General features: G+C 38.9%; 6 protein-coding genes. All 6 read right to left on the reverse strand.

The genetic code is table 11. The features are described 5' to 3' along the window. Nucleotides 1–415, reverse strand: a 415-nt coding sequence (locus AC2JBO_RS43960; protein ID WP_496959916.1) for a DUF362 domain-containing protein, incomplete at its 3' end; no start/stop codon positions are given. A 69-nt stretch (nucleotides 416–484) separates the two neighbouring features. Continuing rightward, nucleotides 485–1,909, reverse strand: coding sequence for an aspartate ammonia-lyase (locus AC2JBO_RS43965; RefSeq protein ID WP_496959917.1), 1,425 nt, complete (start codon nucleotides 1,907–1,909; stop codon nucleotides 485–487). Nucleotides 1,910–1,952: 43 nt separating this feature from the next. Beyond that, nucleotides 1,953–2,084: a hypothetical protein gene (locus AC2JBO_RS43970; protein ID WP_496959918.1), complete on the reverse strand. Its 132-nt coding sequence runs from the start codon at nucleotides 2,082–2,084 to the stop codon at nucleotides 1,953–1,955. 19 nt (nucleotides 2,085–2,103) lie between these two features. After that, the gene (locus AC2JBO_RS43975) at nucleotides 2,104–2,394 is read right to left on the reverse strand and encodes a hypothetical protein (RefSeq protein WP_496959919.1); all 291 of its coding nucleotides are present in this window, start codon (nucleotides 2,392–2,394) and stop codon (nucleotides 2,104–2,106) included. A gap of 180 nt (nucleotides 2,395–2,574) precedes the next feature. After that, nucleotides 2,575–2,805 (reverse strand): hypothetical protein, encoded by a 231-nt coding sequence (locus AC2JBO_RS43980; protein WP_496959920.1) that lies wholly within the window; start codon nucleotides 2,803–2,805, stop codon nucleotides 2,575–2,577. Between the two features lie 127 nt (nucleotides 2,806–2,932). Continuing rightward, the gene (locus tag AC2JBO_RS43985; RefSeq protein ID WP_496959921.1) at nucleotides 2,933–3,169 is read right to left on the reverse strand and encodes a type II toxin-antitoxin system Phd/YefM family antitoxin; all 237 of its coding nucleotides are present in this window, start codon (nucleotides 3,167–3,169) and stop codon (nucleotides 2,933–2,935) included. Between the last annotated feature and the right edge of the window lie 182 nt (nucleotides 3,170–3,351).

Consider the following 3,351-nt stretch of genomic DNA (forward strand, 5'->3'; position numbering starts at 1 on the left):
CATCAGCTTCCATCGCTTCTTTACACAGCAGCAAATGATTAAAATCTTCCCCTGCTGCTTGATAGCGTTTGCCGTGAAACTCTACAATCGGTAATTTGAGTTCATCTAAAATAAATTGATACCCGTTAGCTATTGCAACACCCTTGGCACTACCAAACGCTGGACTATCACCCAAAAAAGGTTTACCACCAGCTTCAATTACCATTTGGGCGACTACATATACAAGTTCTGGACGGGTGGTACACTCTTTGGTGGGACGCGCGCCTGTTAGTAAATTCGGTTTTAAAAGAACACGGTTTCCCGGTTTAACAAACGCAGTTATTCCACCAAGCGGTTCGAGAAGAGTTTCGACAGATGAGCGTAACATCTCACGTTCATAGGAAGTAGCACGAATTAAACTAACAGAAGGCGCCATATTAAGGTAGGGTGTGTGACACTATAACAATTTTTAAACGAAGCTAACCATCCAGTGGTGTCACGCACCTTACGAATTATGAATTAAAGGTACAATAGCACTCATCTGTTCAAGGTTAAGAACCGACTGTAGTTGAGCTTCAGTCATTAGTTCCTTTTCTAACACAATTTGGCGAAGCGATTTCCCAGTTTGTAGTGATTCCTTGGCAACAGTAGCAGCATTAAGATAGCCAATATGAGTGTTTAGCGCCGTAACCAAAGCTAAACTACCTTCTGCGTATTCCAAACATCTTTCAGTATTTGCAGTAATACCTTTGATACATTTTTCAGTTAAGGCGCCGATAGTATTACCAAGAATTTCAATACTATGAATCAAGTCATAAGCAATCAGCGGCATCATCACATTCAGCTCTAGTTGTCCAGCTTGAGCTGCAAACGTTATCGCATTATCATAACCCATAACCTGAAAGCAAACCATACTAGTCATTTCAGCCATGACAGGATTATACTTACCTGGCATTATTGAAGAACCAGGTTGAACAGGTGGAAGTTGAATTTCTTTGAACCCGGTTTTGGGACCAGAGTCCATCAACCGTAAATCATGGGATATTTTAGCTAAATCTTGAGCCAAATTACGAACGGCGCCGGAAACATTAACAAAAGGCGCCATACTTTGCATAGCCGCCATTAGATGTGATGCTGGTTGTAAAGGACAATCAATAAGCTGTGAAAGTATTTCTACCACACGCGCACGATATTTAGGATGAGTGTTTAACCCCGTACCAGCAGCACTACCCCCCAACCCCAACACCATCAAATCACTCGAAGCTGTATAAATACGGTTTTGGTGTTCGCTTAAAATTTGTGCCCACGCGCGGAAACTATCACCCAGCCGTACAGGAACAGCATCTTGAAGGTGAGTGCGACCTGATTTTATAACATTTTGAAATTCGTCTGCTTTGGCATTCATAGCTTCAACCGCATTTTCCAAAGCAGGATGCAGCGTCTTCATCAATGCCAACAACCCACCAATTCTAATAGCAGTTGGAATTACATCATTAGTAGACTGACCATAATTTACATCATCATTAGGATTAACTCGTTTATAATTACCTTTTTCATCACCAAGAATTTCCAACGCGCGGTTTGTCAGAACTTCGTTAACATTCATATGATGCGACGTACCGGCGCCTGCTTGGTACACATCAACTACAAATTGGTCGCGAAGTTTACCAGCAAGCACTTCATCAGCAGCTTGAACAATAGCTTTGCTAGTGTCATTAGCAATACAACCAAGCTCACCATTTACAATCGCCGTAGCTTTTTTGATATATATACAAGCATCTACGTAAGTAGGTAAAGGCTTAATCCCACTAATAGGGAAGTTTTCAAGCGCGCGTAGCGTTTGGATACCGTAGTATAGATTACCAGGTATTTGCATTTCTCCCATCGAATCGCGTTCGATACGGAATTGAGAATCTTGTGTTTGCGACATAATAATTTTGAATTTCAGAAATTAATAGTATATAAAATAACTGTTATTCTGGAATAGTAAACCTGTATATTAACTTATGTTCCCCAACTAACGATTTTTTACCCATTGAGTCAGGGGTAAATTCTTTGTTAATATCTTCTCTGACTTGACGACTTAATTTGTTCCATGTTGTCATATCATTGACTGTACTAATATCAAAACCATTCTAAGTGGCTAGATAGTTCTATAGTTTTGATAGATTTTACAGAACGTAAATTCAGAACACGCAATATATATTTTGTGTTTGGATGCTTTGAACTAAGTGTTAATACATACTTACTCCAATTGCCATTATGTAAATTACGTACTGATGCTTCTTCTTCTATTAAAATGTCTCTAATATTTTTTAATGAAGAGTCACATAATTGATTACGAGTTGATTTATCATCGCCATTATAAGAGTCAATATCAAAAATACACGGTGAAAGTGCGTATTCAGCAAGCATGACTACGAAAATACCTCCTCAAGTCCTTCTTCAAAAAATCCACCTGACCATGCTTCCACAAGTTCACCGCACTCGTTCAAAGGCATTTCTCTCACAACACTTTGATTACCAATAAGTTCTATATAAAGTACAGAAACATCTTCAGGTGTAACTGGCGAAATTCCTTTTGGTAATGCATTATTAAAAGTTTGTCGCGAAACGTCGTGGTGGAAACGAGCGAAACGAACCTAAATAGCGCAAACGTTTTATTTCACGCTCTACGCTTTCAGTAATTGGGTTAATTAAGTTTTGTAACAGACGCGGCAACCCAACTTGCTTGTCTTCTTCCTCATAAGTTTCTAGCTGCTTGCCATTTATCTGAATACTTTCTGGAAATAAACGAAAAACTTGGGTGCTAATTGTTGGCGCCAATTCGTGAATTACTGCTTCAATTGAAGGTTGAGATTCTGGAGCGATTGAATCTTCTAGTATTTCGCCGTTTTTAGGCGCTCGTTACCAAGTAAATACCAAAGCCAAATGTGAGTATCAAGTAAGAGCTTCACTGAAGTACTTCCCATGTATCAATAGAAACTGCTGGAGCAATTAAATCTCCCAGAATTTCGCCGCTATCTTTTAGCGCTCCTTCATGAGCGCGTTGTGGTTGAGAAGTCGCAGGGGAAATTACGACTAATGGTTCTCCCTGGTCAGTAACTGTTAAGGGTTTATTATTACGTTGTATATCCTTAAATAGTTGTTTAATAACTTCGGATAATTCGTTAACGGTAATTTGTTCCATGTTGTGACCTTACTATTTAATCTTGGGACAATCAAAGCTAAAGTCGGAGAGAAAAGCTTAGTTCTATTTTAAAATATTTTTCGATATTTTATGCGTATATATTATAATTATATACTGCCCCAGAACTTTAGAGCAGGTAGGATTAGATTGTAAATAAATATTACTGCACAGTCAGCAATTGA

It is taken from the genome of Calothrix sp. CBUCES-K 9914, from assembly GCF_059640475.1.